12 protein-coding genes are annotated in these 17,461 nt (G+C 70.5%); 5 read left to right on the forward strand and 7 right to left on the reverse strand.

Annotated features, from left to right (window positions below):
- Positions 1-142: 142 nt before the first annotated feature.
- From RIB98_08480 to RIB98_08490, 3 genes are read right to left on the reverse strand one after another with little or no spacing between them, the layout of a single operon-like run.
- Positions 143-1,336 carry a zinc-binding dehydrogenase gene (locus RIB98_08480; GenBank protein MEQ8841003.1) on the reverse strand — a complete coding sequence of 398 codons (1,194 nt, stop codon included), beginning with the start codon at positions 1,334-1,336 and terminating at the stop codon, positions 143-145.
- Positions 1,333-2,796, reverse strand: a complete 1,464-nt coding sequence (locus tag RIB98_08485; GenBank protein MEQ8841004.1) for an MFS transporter — start codon at positions 2,794-2,796, stop codon at positions 1,333-1,335. Before RIB98_08485 ends, RIB98_08480 begins: the two co-directional genes overlap by 4 nt.
- The gene (locus RIB98_08490) at positions 2,793-3,644 is read right to left on the reverse strand and encodes a hypothetical protein (GenBank protein MEQ8841005.1); all 852 of its coding nucleotides are present in this window, start codon (positions 3,642-3,644) and stop codon (positions 2,793-2,795) included. Before RIB98_08490 ends, RIB98_08485 begins: the two co-directional genes overlap by 4 nt.
- 74 nt (positions 3,645-3,718) lie before the next feature.
- Here RIB98_08490 and RIB98_08495 point away from each other — a divergent pair, with 74 nt between their 5' ends.
- The 4 genes from RIB98_08495 (at position 3,719) to RIB98_08510 (ending at position 10,096) form a co-directional block, all read left to right on the forward strand.
- A complete protein-coding gene (locus tag RIB98_08495; GenBank protein MEQ8841006.1) occupies positions 3,719-4,771 on the forward strand; it encodes an LLM class F420-dependent oxidoreductase in 1,053 nt (350 codons plus the stop codon).
- Positions 4,768-5,565 carry an enoyl-CoA hydratase-related protein gene (locus RIB98_08500; GenBank protein MEQ8841007.1) on the forward strand — a complete coding sequence of 266 codons (798 nt, stop codon included), beginning with the start codon at positions 4,768-4,770 and terminating at the stop codon, positions 5,563-5,565. The genes RIB98_08495 and RIB98_08500 overlap by 4 nt, the downstream gene beginning before the upstream one ends.
- 122 nt (positions 5,566-5,687) lie before the next feature.
- The gene (locus RIB98_08505; protein MEQ8841008.1) at positions 5,688-5,963 is read left to right on the forward strand and encodes a WXG100 family type VII secretion target; all 276 of its coding nucleotides are present in this window, start codon (positions 5,688-5,690) and stop codon (positions 5,961-5,963) included.
- Positions 5,964-5,989: 26 nt separating this feature from the next.
- Positions 5,990-10,096, forward strand: coding sequence for an FtsK/SpoIIIE domain-containing protein (locus RIB98_08510; protein MEQ8841009.1), 4,107 nt, complete (start codon positions 5,990-5,992; stop codon positions 10,094-10,096).
- Here the strand turns inward: RIB98_08510 and RIB98_08515 are convergent.
- Positions 10,081-11,070: a Gfo/Idh/MocA family oxidoreductase gene (locus RIB98_08515; GenBank protein MEQ8841010.1), complete on the reverse strand. Its 990-nt coding sequence runs from the start codon at positions 11,068-11,070 to the stop codon at positions 10,081-10,083. The two genes, RIB98_08510 and RIB98_08515, sit on opposite strands and share 16 nt — an antisense overlap.
- A gap of 46 nt (positions 11,071-11,116) precedes the next feature.
- Here RIB98_08515 and RIB98_08520 point away from each other — a divergent pair, with 46 nt between their 5' ends.
- Positions 11,117-13,198 (forward strand): prolyl oligopeptidase family serine peptidase, encoded by a 2,082-nt coding sequence (locus tag RIB98_08520; protein MEQ8841011.1) that lies wholly within the window; start codon positions 11,117-11,119, stop codon positions 13,196-13,198.
- A 216-nt stretch (positions 13,199-13,414) separates the two neighbouring features.
- Here RIB98_08520 and RIB98_08525 read toward each other — a convergent pair whose 3' ends face one another.
- The 3 genes from RIB98_08525 to RIB98_08535 are packed head-to-tail and all read right to left on the reverse strand — an operon-like array spanning position 13,415 to position 17,394.
- On the reverse strand, positions 13,415-14,011 hold the full coding sequence (locus RIB98_08525) for a TetR/AcrR family transcriptional regulator (protein ID MEQ8841012.1): 597 nt from the start codon (positions 14,009-14,011) through the stop codon (positions 13,415-13,417).
- On the reverse strand, positions 14,008-15,969 hold the full coding sequence (locus tag RIB98_08530) for an ABC transporter permease (protein MEQ8841013.1): 1,962 nt from the start codon (positions 15,967-15,969) through the stop codon (positions 14,008-14,010). The genes RIB98_08525 and RIB98_08530 overlap by 4 nt, the downstream gene beginning before the upstream one ends.
- A gap of 18 nt (positions 15,970-15,987) precedes the next feature.
- Positions 15,988-17,394: an ABC transporter substrate-binding protein gene (locus RIB98_08535; GenBank protein MEQ8841014.1), complete on the reverse strand. Its 1,407-nt coding sequence runs from the start codon at positions 17,392-17,394 to the stop codon at positions 15,988-15,990.
- Positions 17,395-17,461: the final 67 nt, after the last annotated feature.

Below are 17,461 nucleotides of genomic sequence, written 5' to 3' on the forward strand. Positions count from 1 at the left end.
GTGTTGCGTCCTAGCGTGAATCACGAGCCCTCCGGAGTGACGTAGTGAGTTGTCGAAGACCCACAGCCTCACTCGGAGGGCTCACCTCACCGGGGGACCACCCACCCCAAACCGCCAGGGACAACGTCCCGGGTCATCACAACTAGCCGCCGGGAAGACCGCGTCGTTTTTCGTCACGGAGGTCGAAGGCGATCTTGACGGCCCCGCGTCCCCCGGCATTCGCGGCGTGATCGATCGCATCGACGTAGCGATCGAGGGGATACGTGGCCGAGATCATCCTGTCGAAGGCCACCTTGCCGGCGAGTTCGAGCGCCAGCGCGAAACTGGACGCGGTACGGCCGTCCCTGGTGGTCTCGGTGCCGTACGTGTACGCGCCGACGAGCTCGGTCTCGCGATGCCAGAGCGGGGTGAGGTCGATGGCGACGTGACCGGGCATTCCCAACAGCACGACGCGGCCACGGGGTCGACAGAGCCCGATCGCCTGGGTGATCGACGCCTCGGACCCGACGGCGTCGATGACGACATCGGCCCCGCCCGAGAGACGCTCGCCGATCATGAACGAGCCGGTGGCCCGCCGCACGGCGCGGGTGAGCTCACCCGGCGCCGTGATCACGTCGGCGCCGAACTCGGCGGCCAGCTCGCGCTGCGCCGGATACTTCGCACCCACGACGATCGAACCCGGATCGGTCAGGTGGCGCAGGGCGGCGACCGTGACCAGGCCCATCGGACCGGCTCCGATCACCGCGACGGTGTCGCCGTCGGTCACGCCGGCTCGCAGGGCCGCGTGGACGCCGCCGGCGACGGGTTCGATGGTGACGGCGAGCTCGTCGCTCATCCATTCGGGCACGTCGTGGAGTTGGCTGTCGTGGGCGATGAACTCGGTGGCCCAACCACCGCCGGTGCTCTCGCAGAAGCCGATCTGGATGCCGGGTTCGAGATGACCGCAGGTGAGGTGGCGGTAGTCGTTGCCGTCGCCGGGTGCGGCGCCGGGGAAGGGCAGTTCGAAGCCGCGGGCGGCGTGGCCGAGCACGGGTTCGATGACCACACGGCGACCGTCGGCCATGTCACCCACGATCTCGTGACCGGGCACGAACGGGAACGAGACGAAGTCCTCGAAGTAGCGGGAGCTGTGCCCGTCGATGGTCGACAGGTCGCTGCCGCAGATGCCGGTGAGTCGCGGGTAGACCCGCTGCCAGCCGGCGGCCGGGATCTCCGGCGGGTCGTCGTCGATCAGGTCGAGTGGGCCGACTGCGGCACCCGAACCCGGACGAAAGCGGGATGCCACCATCGCCGCGGCATAGCGGGCTTCCTTGCGGCTGAAGCGGAGGGCTTTCACGGGGCGGATGCTAGTGCCTGGTCCCGGGTGCGCACGAGGCGCAGCGCGCTCGGGATCGAGGCGGCCACCACAACGGCCAGCGCGGCGATCGCGATCGCGTAACCGTCACTGATCGAATCCAGGAGGTCGACGGGCACGGCGACGTCGTCGCCCGAGAGCAGGTCTCGCACCGATTCGATGTCGCCGGTGCGGGCGTCGACGACGGCGAGGGTGATCGCACCCACGGCGGCGATGCCGAGCGTGAGGGCGATCGTGCGCAGGAACTGGTGGGCGCCGGTGACGCGACCCATCTCGGCCGGGCGCGTCCGCGACTGGAGCAGCGCGGCGCCGGTCGAGGTGACCATGCCGACGCCGGCCCCCAGCGAGAAGAACGCTGCGTAGACCACCGGAACGGGTGCGTCGAGGTGGACGCACGCGGCCGTGAACACGACGGCGGTGGTGGCGATGGCCGATCCCAGCAGGCTCACCCATTCGCCACGCCATCGTTCCTGCAGCCAGCTCGCGACATAGGCGCTGGCCGTCCAACCGACGGTGAGGAACATCACGCCGAAGGCGGCCACCCCGGTGCTCTGGCCTCGGGTCGTGCGCAGATAGAGCGGGAGGAACGAGTTCGCGCCGACGCCCCCGGCCAACACCGCCATCGAAGTCACGTGGACCGTGCGGTAGCGGGGTTCGAGCAGATGGGGGAGACGAACGACCGGGTCGGGCGTGCGGTGCGCCCAGCGGACGTAGAGCGGGACGGCGAGCGCGAGCGTGGCCAGCGCAATGGCGATGACCACCGGCGAATAGGTCGCCAGCGCGAGGGCCGCCGTGGTGATGGCGGCCACGAGGGCGAGCCCGACCCGGTCGACGCGGTGGGCCGGCGCGCCGTCCTGGCGGTCGGGGATGCGATGCCATCCCAGCGCGGCGGCGATCACCGTCACCGGCACGTTGACGACGAAGATCGCCCGCCAACCCACCGTGGCCACGAAGATCGCAGCGATCGCGGGGCCGGCGACGCCCATCACGCCCCACACCGAGGACGTGAACGCGAAGGCCTTCGGTCGCAGCCGGGCAGGGATCGCGAGGCCGATGCTGGCCACGCCGACGGTCATGAGGGCACCGGCGAAGATGCCCTGCACGGCTCTCGCCGCCAGCAGCAGGGGCATGGTCGGGGCGGCGGCGACGGTGAGCGACATGACCACGAAGCCGACGGTCGCGACGCGATAGACCCGGCGGGCGCCGAGGCTGTCGACGACCGCGCCTGCGGCGAGCACGGCGACGGCCGAGGTGAGCAGCTCGAGCGTGATGACGAAGGGGAGCAGCCCGATGTCGCCGAGGTCGTCGCCGATGTCGGGCAGGGCGGCGGTGGCCGAGAGGTTGTTGTACGACGCGATCGCGATCAGCGACATGACCGCCACCACGACCGGTCGGCGGCCCTCGCCGAGGAGGCGGTTGTCCAGCAGCGGGCTCTCTGTCACTGCCGTTGGTCGAAATCGGCGAGGAGAAGGTCTTCGTGGTCGGTGAAGTCGCGCCCCGAGCCCTTGCGGCGCAGGGCCACCGGCGCGACGGCGGGTTGGAACGCATGGCAGATGCCGCTCATGACGTGGAGCAGCTCGGCCGCGTTGGCGACGTCGTCGAGGTCCTGCTGGCGGCCGGCGCTGATGTCGCAGGCCCGGCGGAGGGCCACGGCCGCTTCGCCGAGGTCGTCGTCGAGTTCGCGTCCGGCCCACGGGATGAAGCCCTGCCACAGCGGTGCGTCGACCCACTCGGCCGGCCCGATGACCGTTCGCTCGTGGAGATGCCACTCGAGCACCGCCGTGCCGTCGCGCCAGAGACGGGCGTGGCGCTCACGGGCCTCACCTCGCTGGTCGTCGACGGCCATGTCGTAGAGCCGGTCGCCGTCGACCCCGCGCGCCGCGTGGGTGACGACGAGCCCGGCGAGGTCGAACATGTGTGTGCAGTTCTGGCGAGCGTCGAGAGCAGACAGGGCCAGCGGCCCGGTGGTCAGGGGCGTGCCGACCATGGCCTGCAGTGGCCGGCCGGCATCGAGACATGCCGTCCACGGCGATCGCACACCCGCGCCGATCACGTCGACGACCTCGTTCTCGTCGTGGTGGAGTTCGACCCGGAAGTGATGGAAGTCGTCCTCGAGTTCGCCCCAGCAACGATCGCCGTCGAGGCGCACCAGGATGCGCCGCCGGTAGATCCCCTCGCCGTAGGCGCGTTCGGCCGTGCGGGGGGTTTCGTCTCGACGGTCGAACAGTTCTCTCGCCGAGCGGCGGGGAGCGGGGGGCGCCGAGCGGCGGGGAGCGGGGGGCTCAGTCATCGTGGGCGACGCTACCGGCCGACCCGCCGAGGGTGGATATCGTCCGGGCCCGTCCGCCGGAATAGGGTCCGACCATGAAGCTCGGATTCGGACTCGACCTCTATCGCGCCGCCACTCTCGAGGTGCCGGTCGAACGGGTGAAGCTCGTCGAGTCGCTGGGCTACCACTCGGTGTGGACGGCCGAGGCCTACGGCTGCGACGCCATGACGCCGCTGGCGTATCTCGCAGCCCACACCAGCCGCATCAAGCTGGCCACCGGCATCGTGCAGATCGCGGCCCGCACCCCGGCGGCCACGGCCATGCAGGCGATGACCATCGACGCGCTCGCCGGCGGGGGGCGGGTGATCATCGGTCTCGGCGTGTCGGGTCCGCAGATCGTCGAGGGATGGTACGGCCAGCCCTGGGGTTCGCCGGTCAACCGGCTTCGTGACTATGTGGCCATCATGCGCAAGGTGATCGCCCGGGAGGAGCCCGTCACCCACGACGGCGCCGAGATCTCGCTGCCGTTCACCGGTCCCGGGTCGATCGGGCAGGGCAAACCGCTCAAATCGATCCTGCATCCGGCCGGCGACATCGAGATCTGGATCGCGGCGGGCGCGCCGCTCAACACCGCGCTGGCCGCGGAGATCTGCGACGGCTGGCTGCCCATGGGCTACGGCGCCGATGGCTGGGACATCCACGGGCCGAATCTCGAGAAGGGATGGGCCCGCCGCGGTGGTCGACCCGAGGACTTCGACATCATGGGCGGGATCACGATCGAGATCACCGACGACGTGCAGGCGGCGATCGACGCCAAGAAGCCGCTCACCGGCATGTACGTGGGCGGCATGGGCAGCGAGTCGAAGAACTTCCACAAGGACGCCATGGCCCGCCGCGGGTTTCCTGAGGCGGCCGAGCGCATCCAGGAGCTGTGGCTGGCGGGCCGCAAGGACGAGGCGATCGCGGCGGTGCCCGACGAGTACATCGATGCCGGCGCCCTCTTCGGTCCGGTCGACCGCGTCCGGTCCCGCTGGCACGAGGTGATCCCGCCGGGGGTGAACGGTTTGACCGTGCGCACCGACTCCGACGAGGGGCTGGCGGTCGCGGCCGAGATGGCCGGAACCCGAGACGAAGGAGCAGCCGAATGAGCAGTGACCCGAGTGAACTGATCACGGTGGAGGAGGCGGCGCCGTTCGTCCGCTACGTCACCCTGAACCGGCCCGAGAAGCGCAACGCGATCTCGACGCCGTTGCGCACCCAGCTGTTCGACGTGCTCCACGCCCACGACCACGACGACGACGTGCGCGTGTCGATCGTCCGGGGCGCCGGAGTCTGCTTCTCCTCCGGCTACGACCTCGGCAGCGCGCTGATGGAAGATCCGCCGTATCCGTCGGCGCCCGGCGACGGCCAGTGGGCCCGTCAGGCCACCGACGGATGGTTCTCGATCTGGGACCTGGCCAAGCCGGTGATCGCCCAGGTCCACGGCTACGCCATGGCGGGCGCCACCGAGCTCGCATCGGCCTGCGACCTCGTCTACGTCGCCGACGACGCGAAGATCTCCTATCCCGTGGTGCGGGTGGCGTCGCCGCCCGACTGGCAGTACCACGAGCCGCTGATGGGCATGCGCCACGCGATGGAGACCATGTTGACCGGCGACGCCATCGACGGTGTCGAGGCGGCCCGCATGGGGTGGGCGAACCGGGCCTACCCCGCCGACCGTCTCGATGCCGAGGTGCTCGCCGTGGCCGAGCGAATCGCCGGCGTGGCCACCGACCTGTCGCAGATCCTCAAGCGGATGGTGCATCGCCAGTTCGACGTGCAGGGTGGGCGCGCCGCCATGCGCGCCGGCCAGGAATTCCAGGCGCTGGCCGGCCATCAGGCGTCGGTCGAGGCCTTCCGGGCCGACCCGCTGGCCGCGGTCAAGCGCGCCGCGGCCCAGTAGCGGCGCAGGCCGCGCCTTCGTTGTTTGCAAGGATCCCTTGCTTTTGGTTGCGCCCACTGGCAGGGTGAGAACCTATGAGATGCACTCACAAATCGTGAAGTGCGCGAACAGAGGAGGCGACGATGGCAGGCGACATGCTGGTCATGAGCAAGTCACAGATGGAGCAACTGGCCGCGACATTCGGTCAGCAGAGCCAGGCGGTGCAGGACGTGATCCGGGCGATCCAGGGCGGTGTCGATGGCACCACCTGGCAGGGCAGTCGGGCCGATCGGTTCCGCCAACTGTGGGACACCGAGTTCCGGCCCAACCTGGTGAACCTGGTCGACACCCTGGGCGAACACTCGGCCTTCATCGGCCGTGAACTCCAGGCCGGCGTCACCGCCCTCGACACCGTCTGACGGTCACCCGGTCGGTCGGGGGAGCGATGCGCATCGTGCACCGAGCGGCGGGCGGTGACCGGGTCGTCGAGATCGACATCGACGACCCGACCCGCACCGTCGGCGATCTCGTCACGGCGCTCACCCCCGAGACAGGGTCCGCATCGACAGGGTCCGCATCGACACGTTCACCCTTCGAGCCCGTCATCGACGGTGCTCCGGTCACCTCCGACGTCCCCCTGTCGGCGGTGACCATCTGCGAGGGCTCGGTCGTCGACACGACGGCCGAGCCTGCCACCACCACCCCTCCGGCCCGGACCGTCGTCGTCATCGGCGGCATCCGGGCCGGAGTCGCGGTCGGCGCCGACGGTAGTCTCACGATCGGTCGGGACGACGGCTGCGACCTGTGTGTCGACGACGCGGCGATGTCGGGTCCTCACCTCCTCCTTCGCGAGGGACGGCTCCGCGACCTGGGTTCGCGCAACGGCACCGCCGTCGAGGGCCATCCGCTTCTCGGCTCCGTCGAACTCGCGCCCGGTGCAGTGGTCCGGGCGGGCACCAGCCGCCTGGCCGTGCGTGCGCACTGCGATGATCGCCCGGCGGCGGTGGTCCATGGTCTCGGTGCTCGTGGCGGCACGATTCCGTTCAACCGTCCGCCTCGGGTGGTCCCGATGGCCGAGGCCACACCGCTCGGGGTGCCCGCATCGGCCCCCGCCCCACCGGCCGGTGAGCCGCTGTCGATCGCCGGCATCGTCCTTCCGATCGTGGCGGGCGCCGTCGTCGCCGTGTTGTTCTCGCCGTTCATGGCGGTGTTCGCCGCGTTGGGCCCGGTGCTCACGATCGGCACCTGGTGGGAGCGACGGCGCCGTTCTCGCCGCGCCCACCGTCGAGCGGTGGCCGACGTCGAGGCCGCCATGGGCGCGCTCGACGGGCAGATCGGCATCGCTCGGGATCACGAGATCCTCCGACGACGGGCGCTGCATCCCGACCCCGCCGAGGTGGTGCGCCGAGCCGAGCAGCCCTCGGTACGGCTGTGGGAGCGGCGCCCCGATCATCTCGACGCGTTCTCGGTTGCGATCGGTGTGGCCGACGAGCCGTTCTCGGTGCCGCTGCATCCGTCCGACGGCGACGTGGCGGCCCCGGAAGCGGTGGCCATGGTGGCCGCTGCGCCACCGATGCCCGATGTGCCGGTCGCCGTCGACCTGTCACCCGGACGGGTCGTCGGGCTGGTCGGCGATCGGTCGGCCACCATGGCCGTGGCTCGATCGCTGTTGCTCCAGATGGCGACCCATCACGGTCCCGCCGATCTCTCGGTACTGGTTGCGGCCGACCACACGATCGACTGGCGGTGGGCCACATGGCTACCCCACACGGCCGACCACGCGACCGGACGTCGGGGCGTGGCGTTGTTGCAGACCCTCGAGGTGTCGGCCGCCGTCGGGTTGATGACGGGTGGCGACGACCGGGCCTGCCTCGTCCTGCTCGACGGCGACGATCCGTTCCAGGGTCGCGGCACCGTCGGCCGATCGGCGTTGGCGCGGCCGTCGACGGCCGCCGTGGTGCTGGTGTCCGACGAACACCGCCTTCCGGCCCGATGCGACCTGGTGGTGCGGGCCGATGCCCTCGGTCGGCTCACCCTCACCGATCCGCGGCGGGCCGAGCGCGGCCGACCGGTCCTCGGCTGGGGCGTGTCCGCCGCAGTGGCCGAACACGGCGCCCGGCGCCTGGCCCGGCTCGACGATCCCGAGCTCCCGATCGCCGGCGCCGGTGTGCCGGCTGCGGCGCCACTGCTGCGACTGCTCGGCATCTCGGGCGACGACATCGGTGAGATCGAACGACGCTGGCGGCAGGCCGACGGCACCGCCCATCTGCACACGCCGATCGGGTCCGACGGTGAGGGTGTGGTCGAACTCGACTTCGTGGCCGATGGCCCCCACGTCCTCGTGGGCGGGACCACGGGGTCGGGCAAGTCGGAGTTGTTGCGTTCGATCGTGGCCGGCGTCGCGGCCACGGCCGATCCTGACCATGTCGCGATGGTGCTCGTCGACTACAAGGGCGGCGCGGCGTTCGACTGCTGTGCCGAACTCCCACACGTCGCCGGACTGGTCACCGACCTCGACGCCGAACTCGCGGCGCGCGCCCTGCGCTGCCTCGAGGCCGAGCTGCGTCATCGCGAGCGGCGGCTGCGAGCGGTAGGGGCCGACGACATGGCCTCCTTTCGGGCCGCGACGGCGGGCGATGCGGCGGCTGAGCCCCTGCCACGGCTGCTGGTGATCGTCGACGAGTTCGCATCCTTGGCCGCCGACCTTCCCGACTTTCTGTCCTCGCTCGTCGGCGTGGCCCAGCGGGGAAGAAGTCTCGGCGTCCACTTGGTGCTGGCCACCCAACGTCCGGCCGGCGTCGTCACCGACGACATCCGGGCGAACACCGGATGCCGGGTCGCGTTGCGGGTCACGGACCGCGGCGACTCCATCGACGTGATCGGTTCGCCCGACGCCTCTGCCATCCCCCGTGATCGCCCCGGGCGGGCCGTCGTCCGGTTCGGGCCCGGCGACCTCGTCCCGTTCCAGGCGGCGTTCGTCACCGGCCATGCCGACCAACGGGCGGGCGTCGTCGTGCACACCGGCCCCGATCGCGTCGTCGACGACGGTACGCCGACCGACCTGCGGCGTCTCGTCGGGACGATCGTGGGCGCCCACGAAGCCCGCGGCGGGCGTCGCACCCGCTCGCCGTGGCCGGCACCGCTGCCCGACGACCTCCGCCGCGACGACCGGCGCGCGGCCGCGCCGGGCCAGTGGTTTCTCGTGGACTGCCCCGACGAGCAATGTCGACGCGACGAGGGCTGGACACTCGACGACGGACACCTCGTGGTCATCGGTGGTCCCGGCGCCGGCACCACGACCACCTTGGCGACGGCGGCCCTGGCCGTCACCCGGGGGCAGGGAACCGACGCGCCCCACGTCCACGTGCTCGATCTCGATTCGGGCGCGCTGACGGCCCTGGCCGACCTGCCCAGCACGGGCACGGTGGTCGGTCCCTCCGACGGTGTGCGCCGGCATCGCCTCGTGCGCTGGCTCGACGACGAGGTGGGTCGCCGGCGTGGCGCCGGTATCGGGATCGATGATCCGCGGATCCTCCTCGTGGTCGACGACCTCGGCGGTCTCGCCCGGTCCCACGACCCGGTTCGAGAGCCGGCCATCCACGATCGTTTCCACCGGATCTGGGCCGACGGACCGGCCGTCGGCATCACCGTGGCGGTCTCGCTGCGACGCGCCGCCGACCTTCCGCCGGCCCTCACCGCCACTGCGGGCACCGTGCTCATCCAGCGGGGGACCGACCAGTCGGATGCGCTGCGGTTCGGGGTCAAGTCGTCGGCCGACCGGTTCCCGCCGGGGCGGGCGGTGCGGGCCACCGATGGGGCGGTGATCCAGGTCGTCCGAGACGGCGCCACCGTCGCGCGGGCCGCCGACGGCCGACGCAACGACCCGTTGCCGCGACTGCCACCGCACGAGGTCGGCGAACTTCGCCCCGAGATCCGATGGTCCGAGGCCACCCCGCTCGTGGTGCTCGACGGGTCCACTGCCCGACTGCGGTTCGCAGTTCGCGATCGCGACCTCGCACTCGCCGATCTGGTCCTGCACCGCGGCGAGCACGCGGTGGTGCTCGGACCGCCGCGGTCGGGGCGGACCACGGCGTTGGCCACCCTGGCCCGGGCGGCCGGCGCGGCGTGCATCGTCGTCGGCCGGGCGCTGGCCGACCGCAGCGGTCTCGACGCCGCCTCGCCCACCGACATCGAGGCTCGGCTGGCCGCCATCGAGGGTCCCGCGCTCGTCCTGGTCGACGATGCGGTCGATCTCGACGACCCGACCGGGATCCTCGGCCGTCTGGCCACGACACCCCCTGCCGGGGTGCATCTCGTGGTGACGGGGCGGGCCGACCGTTTCCGATCCGCCTACGGGCACTGGGCGGCCGACATCAAGAGCTCGCGGGCGGGTCTGCTGCTTCGCCCCGACCCGATCGACGGGGACCTACTCGGCCAGCAGTTCCCGGCCCGTCTCGCACCGATGCCCGTGCCCGGCCGCGGCATGCTCGTGAGCGACGGGGTCGTCGAGCTCGTCCAGACCGTCCTGCCCGACGATCAATCGGCGCCGTAGCGCACGCCGAGCGTGGCGCGGATGGCATCGAAGCGTTCGATGACCGCGCGACTCGTCGCCCATGGCATCCGGGGGCTCTCCCGCTCGCCGGCTCGCAGGCATCGATGCACCTCGACGACCTGGTGATGCAGACCCGCCGGCTCGGCCGTGATCTCCTCGCTCTCGCCGGCGTAGCGCAGCGTCATCCGGTCGGTGCAGTGGGCGGGGAGCGGGAGCTCGATCGTGCCTTTCGTGCCCTCGATGCGTGCCGCCAGCGTGCCGTCGAGCCGCAGGCCTGCGGTGAGCAGCGCCGTGGCGCCGCCCTCCCAGCCGCACAACATGGCGACTTCGTCGTCGACGCCGGTGTCGGCCACGTGGCCGGTTGCATCGACGGAGGTGGGCGGGCCGAGCAGCCACCACGCGAGCGTGAGCGGATAGATTCCGAGGTCGAGCAGTGCGCCGCCGCCCTTGCGGCGGTCCCACAGTCGGTGATCGGCATCGAACGGCAGGGCGAACGAGAAGTCGGCGATGACCCGCCGTACCTCGCCGATGGCCCCGGCCTCGATCCTCCGAACCATCTCCACATGGGCCGGGTTGAAGCGCATCCACATCGCTTCCATCAGGAAGCGGTCGTTCCGCTCGGCGGCCGCGATCATGGTGTCGACCTCGCCGGCGTCGAGCGCCAGCGGTTTCTCGACGAGCACGTGCTTGCCGGCGTCGAGGAACATCACCGCCTGTTCGGCATGGACGGGATGGATCCCGGCGACGTAGACGATGTCGATCTCGGGGTCGGCGGCGAGCTCCTCATAGGTGCCGTGGGCCCGGGGAATCCCGTGCGTCGCCGCGAACGCGTCCGCCGATGCCCTCGACCGTGAGCCGACGGCGCCGATCTCGGAATTGCCGGTGTCCAGTCGGGCGAAGTCGCTGACGAAGCTCGCGGCGATGCCGCCGGTGCCCGCGATGCCCCAGCGAATCGGTCCGGTCACGGGTGTCATCGGCGGTCTCCTTCCCTCATCGGCTCGGACGGGCCACCATACGCCCATGAGTTCGTCGTCTTCCTTCCCGCGTCGCCAGGCCGTCACCCGGCGGTTCACCCTGGGCGCGCCGCGCAACATCCGCGTGGCCGACGACGGTCGCCGGGTGTTGTTCCTGCGTTCGGCCGGACCCGTCGACCCGGTGAATTCCCTGTGGGAGTTCGACGTCGCCTCGGGGTCGGAGCGGCTCGTGGTCGACGCCACCGCCCTCGGCGCCGATGATGGCGACCTGCCACCGGAGGAACGGGCCCGACGCGAACGGGCCCGCGAATCAGGCGGCGGCATCGTGGCCTTCGATGCCACCGACCCACTCGACGTCGCCGTCTTCGCGATCGGTGGCCAACTCGCGCGGGTGGACGTGCCCACGGGCGAGGTGGCGCTGCTGCCCGCAGCGGAAGGGGTGTTCGACCCCCGGCTGTCGCCCGATGGGGCAACCGTTGCCTATGTCAGTGGCCCGGAACTCCGCGCCGTGGTCCGCGGCACCGACCGATCGGTGATCGGCGAGCGCGGCGACACCGTGAGCTGGGGCTCGGCCGAGTTCGTGGCCGGCGAGGAGATGGGGCGCACCCGCGGTTTCTGGTGGAGCCCCGACAGCCGTCGCGTGCTGGTCGAGCGGGTCGACGTCGCGCCGGTGGGGCAATGGTGGATCGCCGCGCCGGTCACCCCTGCGCTGGTACCCACGCCGGTGCGCTACCCGGCGGCCGGTACGGCGAACGCTCGTGTCGGTCTGGCCATCGTGGATGTCGAGGGTGACGGCCGACTCGACATCGATTGGGCGAGCGGCGGCTGGGAGTACCTGGCCGACGCGTTCTGGGACGACGACGGCATCTGGCTGACGGTGCAGGATCGCAGCCAGCGGGTCACCGCAGTGCTGTTCGTCGACCCGGCGACGGCCACGATCGAGGAGCAGTATCGGTTCGACGACCCGCAGTGGACCGAGCTGATTCCCGGTACACCGACCCGCCACGATGGTCGACTGATCACGGTCGAGGACCGGGGTGCGGCTCGTCGCCTCTGTGTCGACGGTGCTGCGGTCACCGACGACGAGATGCAGGTGCGTCGGGTCATCGAGGCGACCGACGAGGGTGTGCTCGTCGCCGCGTCGCGCGAGCCCACCTCGGTCGACATCGCTCTGGTGTCGTGGACGGGAGAGGTCGAGTGGCAGACCGAACGGGACGGTGTGCACTCGATGGTCGCCGGTGGAACGACCTCGGTGCGGGTGAGTCGCAGCATGGCGTTCGACCGGGCGACGGCGACCGTGGTGGCCGGCGGTGCGGTGGTCGGTCGGCTGCACGACCTCTCGGAGACCCCGGAGGTCACCCTGCGCGTCCGCCTCGTCCAGCTCGGCGAACGGCGGCTGGAGAGCGCCCTGTTACTCCCGGCCGACGCGGCCGACGATGCCCGCCTGCCAGTGCTGCTCGATCCGTACGGGGGTCCGCATGCCCAACGGGTGCAGCAGGCCCGCTCGCTGTTCCACGCGTCCCAGTGGTTCGCCGACCAGGGTTTCGCCGTGCTCGTCACCGACGGCCGAGGCACCCCCGGCCGTGGGCCGGCCTTCGAGCGCGAGGTGCGCGGCGACCTGGCCGCGCCGGTGTTGGAGGACCAGATCGACGCCCTCCACGCCGCGGCCGTCCTGGAGCCCCGTCTCGACCTCGACCGGGTGGCGATCCGGGGCTGGTCGTTCGGCGGCTACCTCGCCGCGCTCGCGGTGCTCCGTCGACCCGATGTCTTCCATGCCGCCGTCGCCGGCGCCCCCGTCACCGACTGGCGGCTCTACGACACGCACTACACCGAGCGCTACCTCGGTCACCCCGATGTCGAACCCGAGAACTACGTGCGCAGCGATCTCACGCCCGACGTGGCCCGGGTGGCACCCGGCGCGCTGCCGCCGCTGATGCTGATCCACGGGTTGGCCGACGACAATGTCGTGGCCGCGCACACGCTGCGGTTGTCCCGGGCCCTGCTCGAGGCAGGACAACCCCACACCGTCCTGCCGCTGTCGGGTGTCACCCACATGACACCGCAGGAGGAGGTGGCCGAGAACCTGCTGCTGCTGCAGTTGTCGTTCCTGCGTGCTGCCCTGTCCTGATCTCCGGAAAGATGTCCGGAAGATGTCGGAGGCCTTGACCCGATCTGAGAAGTAGCGCAACATATGGCGTCCGTCACGTCCGAATGAATGCTGCCGCCGGCGTGACACACGGTCACCGAGACCCCTCCGGGGTGCTCGGGAACGCGGGGCGGTGGTGCGCACCCATGGGGGAGGAGGTGCGCTCCACCGCCGCCGCCCTCCGCCGGGTCCGGTGCGTCAGGCCCGCCAGCCGGCGAGCAGGCCGCCGACGACGTCTTCGATCAGTGCGTCGGTGTCGATTCCGGGGGCGAGACCGGCGACGGTGGCGACGCCGTGGACGGCGGCCCAGAGCGCGAGGCCGTAGCGAAGAGGGTCGGCCGGTCGGAGGTGGCCGTCGTCGATCGCAGTGGCGAGGTTGGCGAGCATCGAGTCGAAGACCGTCGTGGCCCCGCCGTGTTCGATGTCGGCGTCGACCGCGATCTCGATCGCGTCGGGGCGATAGAGGAACATCAGCGAGAAGAGCTCGGGTTCCTCGATCGCGTACGTGACATAGCTCCGGCTCGAAACCCAGATCATGTCCATCGCCGAGGCCGGCTCGCCCTTGTGGAATCGGGTGTCGAGCTCGTCGTAGCCGACCTGGGCGCACGCTCGGAGCAGCGCGTCCCGATTCGTGAAGTGCGCGTAGAGCGCTGGTGCCGTGACGCCGAGGCGCATGGCGAGCGCCCGCATCGAGAGTGCGTCGACGCCGAGCTCGCGGATCAACGCGATGGCTTCCTCGACGATGCCCGTTGCGTTGAGGGCCGGGCGGGGACTGCTGGTGTTGGTCGGGTTCATGATCGGGTCCTCGCCCGTCTCGCGACACGAGACGATGCACCCACGATGCCCGACGGGAATCGGATTGCGGCGATCATCAGGAAGAGACCGCTGACCGCGAACTGGTACTGGGATGCGTCGTCGTCGAGCCGATCCATGCCGACGGTGAGCAGTCCCTTCTCGGTGAGCGCGCCGGCGACCAGGGCTGCGGCGGGCGCGGCGATGCCCGACAGGTAGGTCATGGCGACGAGCACGAGTGACTTCAACGACGCGAAGCTCGAGGCCGAGACGAATCCGCTCTGGTAGGCGGTGAGGGTGCCGCCGATACCGGCGAGGAACGCGGCGACGGCGTTGGCGGAGAGCTTCACCTGCGGGGCGGAGATCCCGATGGCCTCGGCCGCTCGCTCGTTGGCCCGCACGGCCAACCACTGCCGGCCGGTGGGACTGCGTCGGAGGTTGACCACGACGTACATGGCGAAGAGCAGGAGCCCGAGGGCGAGGAACCCGAACTCCTTGCGAGGAAAGAGGGCGCCGGGGGCCGAGATCTGGAGATCGATGCCGGGAAGTCGGGGCGGGTCGACCTGGGCGCCCCCGAGGCCGCCGCTGAGCCAGTTCCACTTGAACAGCAGTTCCTCGATGGCGATGGCCGCCGCCAGTGAGGCGATCGCCAGCGTGAGCCCACGGATGCGGATGGCGGGAAGTCCGGCGAGGGTGCCGAGCGCGACGGCGGCGAGGGTGCCGAGCAGCGGGGCCCACGGGAACCCGAGTCCCCACAGCGAACCGACCTTCACCATCGTGAATCCGGCCGTGCCGGCCAGGGCGAACGTGGCCAGCGAGATCTGGCCGACGAACCCGGTCAACAGCACGACGGAGAGCGCCATGATGCTGGCGATCGACGTCAGGATGATGGCGTTGCGCCAGTCGCTCTCGAGGGTGAAGAGGCCGACGACGCCCGCGATGACGAAGGCGAGCGTGACGGGCATCGTGAGTCGTGGCGACGGGGCCGGTGGGAGTCGACTCGACGGGAGGTCGCCCCGCCCGACCGTGCGATCGCTGCGCAGCGTGAGGGCGATGAGCACGATGATGAACGGCAGCCCCTGCTGGAGGCCGATGCCCTTGAGCGCATCCCATTCGGATTGTGCGGCCTGGATCTCCGACATGAGCATGCCGATGCCGATGCCGGCCGCCGCGGCAATGCCGATCGAACTGAAACGGCCGAGCAGGGCGGCACCCAGGGCGGGCACCACGAGCAGACTCGTGGTCGGCGGGTCGAGGTTGTTGAGGATCGGGGCGGCAAGGATCATCGCCGCGCCGGCCAGCACCGAGGCGAGCATCCAGTTCAACGCGCTGATGCGGTCGGCATGGATCCCGAGCAGGACCGCACCGGTCTCGTTCTCGGCATTGGCACGGGTGGCCAGCCCGAAGTTCGTGAACTTCCCCATCAGGCTGATGGCGATGGCGGCGGCGACGACGCCGCCGGCGAGGAGATAGCGGTCGGCGTTGATGCTGACGTTGCCGAACGTGACGAGATCGTTGGGCAACGGTCCCTCGAGCACATTGCTCACCGCCCCGTTGGTGGGGAAGCGCACCTGCATGACGCCGATGAGATAGGTCATCAGACCGAGCGACGCGACAACCCGGGCCAACGGCGGTGACAGCCGCAGTGGCCGGAACAGCAGCCAGTAGGTGGCGAGGCCCACGAGCGCGGCGATCACCAGGGTGACGATCAGTGCGCTGACCACGACCGGTCGGTCGAGCAGGTGGAAGCGAGCGGGTACGAAGGGGAGGAGCAGGGGTTGGACGATGTCGCCGGTGGCCCGGAACTCGTAGTACACGAGCGCCAGATAGGTGCCGATCGCGGCGTGCGCGAAGTTGACGACATTGCTGGCGCGATGGGTGACCACCACGCCGATCGCGAGGGCCGCGATCACCCCGCCGACGCCGAGCCCGAGCAGGAGGTTCGAGAAGAGGGTGGTCACGGGTTGCGCTCGCGTCGGCTATTCGGCGAAGGCGCTCTCGAACAACGCCACGGTGTCGATCCAGTCGGTGACGAACGTGATGTTGTTGTCGGCGTCGAACGTGAACAGCGCCTGCTGCGGTGCGCACAGCGACGGCAGGCCGGGCACCTGGTCGCCGTCGCACGTGTACGGGTGACCCCAGAAGCTCTCGCGGTCGACGGAGCTCTCGAGGATCTCGATGATGCCCTCGCTGCTGATCTGGTCACCGCCGAGCTCGACGAGCACGGCGTAGAGGTTCATCATTCCGCGGAAGGCCACCGTGCCGGCGGCCTGGGCGTTGCCCTCGTTGTATTCGGTCGACGCGAGATTGAACACCGTGCCCTCGGGGTCGCCGCGGTCCGGAGGTCCTTCGCCGTTGAAGACCACGCCGTCGGTGACGCCGCCCGCTGCGGCGATGATCTCGTCGGCCGCGCAGGCGCCGAAGAGGTAGAGCGTTCCCTCGAAGCCGAAGTCACGGAAGCCCTCCATCACGGGAACGCATGCCGCATCGGCCGCGTTGATGACCACGGCGTCGGCGCCGAAGGACTTCGCGTCGTTCAGCACGCTCGTGTAGTCCGCGCCGAACAGCGGGAAGGCATGGAGCCTGACCTCGAGACCGAGATCCTCGCCGACCCGGGCGCCGTAGTCTTCGGCCGCGATCTGGAACGCCTCGAACTCGCCGTAGGCGATGAACGCCTTCTCGTGGCCCTGTTCGGCGGCGTGGGCCATGAAGGCGGCCATGCCGCCGGCGGTGCCGCCGGAGAACGAGAAGGACGAGGGGCTGCGCTGTTCGGCGAGTCCGGCGGGAATGCCGCCGACCATCGGAAGGCCGTTCTGTTCGAGCACCGGGAGTGCGCCCTGGGCGAGGACGTCGATGCCGCCGACGAGGGCGACGACCTCCTCGAGGACGAGCTCCTGCGCGCAGGCCTGGGAGCTCTCGACACTGAAGTCGGTGATGCAGGGGACGAGTTCGAGGGGACGACCGTCGACCCCGCCCAGCTCGGTGTTGATGAACGTCACGGCGGCGCCCGCGGCGAAGCGCAGTTCCGGGTAGGAGCCGGCCGGGGTGTTCTCCTGGTTGATCATCCCGATGCGGATCGGTTCGAGTGCGTCGTCGGCCGCGACGGGCAGCGCCGGGATCGTGCCGAGGAACCATTCCTCGCCGGCAAGGCGTTCGACGATGGAGCTGCCGTCGCCCGCCGGTGTCGTGTCGTCCGGTGTGTCCTCGCCCGGTGCGGTGTCGTCTGGTGGACCGTCGTCGGACCCATCCGACCCGATGTCGGCCGACGTGGTCGACCCCTCACCGGTGGTCGTGGTGTCGTTGCCTGCATCGGTCTCGGGCTCGCTGCACGCGGCGCCGATCAGTGCGCACACCGCAATGACGATCAATAGCCTCTGTCGCTTCACCGGGTCCCCCTCCTGGTTCGTCGCCGGACAATAGCGCTGATCGACTTAACAGTGTTAACCACCCGCG

The organism is Acidimicrobiales bacterium (assembly GCA_040219515.1).
Classification (GTDB): domain Bacteria; phylum Actinomycetota; class Acidimicrobiia; order Acidimicrobiales; family Aldehydirespiratoraceae; genus JAJRXC01.